Below are 1,080 nucleotides of genomic sequence, written 5' to 3' on the forward strand. Positions count from 1 at the left end.
TTGTTATTAATTCACGTGATTGAACAATGTATCTATTATAATTGTTGACTATATAGAGATAAACAGACATAAATGCAAATAACTATTCTTTTTATTAGAACAATAATGAGGCATCGATAATGGGTCAATTAGAAGACATGGCGATGTTTGTACGCATTGTTGAGGCAGGTAGTATTACTAAAGCTGCTGAGCAGTTAAATATTGCAAAATCAGCCGTCAGTCGCCGACTTAAAGAATTGGAAGAGCGTTTAGGCAGTCAATTAATTAGCCGTACTACCCGCCAATCTAAATTGACGCAGGCTGGTGAGCAATATTATCAGCAAGTGAACAATATCTTGCGTGCGGTTGACGCTGTCAATGAGCATGCTACTGACGCTCCCATGCGTATTGAAGGTACGCTAAAAATGACAGCGCCGTTGTCCTTTGGACTCATGCATCTGAACGATGTGATTGATAAATACGCCAATAAACATCCCAATCTGAGATTCGATCTGGATTTTTCTGACCGACGTATCGATTTGATTGAAGAAGGCTATGAGTTGGCTATTCGAATCGGCGAGCTACAAGATTCTAGCTATCAAGCAAAAAAATTGGCATTGATTCGTTGTGTGATTTGCGCCAGTCCCGATTATTTGGCAAGAATGGGCATGCCTGAGACGCTAGACGATTTAGACAACCATGCGCTTTTGCAATACAGTCTCGGTCAAACCAATAGTATAAACTTGGTGGATACTGAAGGCAGAAGTCATCATCGTACGATAGATGCCAAAATCAAAGCCACCAATGGTGAGTTCTTAGTGGATTTGGCAGTCAAAGGGCATGGGATTACCTTTGTGCCGACTTTTATTGCTTATAAACAACTGGCGCTGGGCGAGCTGGTACCTGTCTTCCAACACTATCAATTGCCAACCCTAACCGCTTATGCTGTTTATCCAAAGAATCGTTTTTTTGTCGCAGCGTTGTCGTTACTTGATTGATTTTATTGCCGAGCAATTCGGTGATAATCCGTACTGGGATCAGTATTAATCAACACTCTTATTATCCTTAACGATATCAATTGCTATTGATTTTGGGGCGCCG

At 41.1% G+C, this 1,080-nt stretch carries 1 protein-coding gene; it reads left to right on the forward strand.

Going from position 1 to position 1,080, the window contains the following annotated elements; genetic code table 11:
• Positions 1-119 precede the first annotated feature (119 nt).
• Positions 120-977 carry a LysR family transcriptional regulator gene (locus TT11_RS16515; protein ID WP_261871195.1) on the forward strand — a complete coding sequence of 286 codons (858 nt, stop codon included), beginning with the start codon at positions 120-122 and terminating at the stop codon, positions 975-977.
• Positions 978-1,080: the final 103 nt, after the last annotated feature.

It is taken from the genome of Psychrobacter sp. JCM 18901 (assembly GCF_000586435.1).
Taxonomy (GTDB): domain Bacteria; phylum Pseudomonadota; class Gammaproteobacteria; order Pseudomonadales; family Moraxellaceae; genus Psychrobacter.

Coding starts and splice junctions, on each gene's coding strand:
- TT11_RS16515 (WP_261871195.1), top strand. CDS start 120: ATGGGTCAATTAGAAGACATGGCGATGTTTGTACGCATTGTTGAGGCA.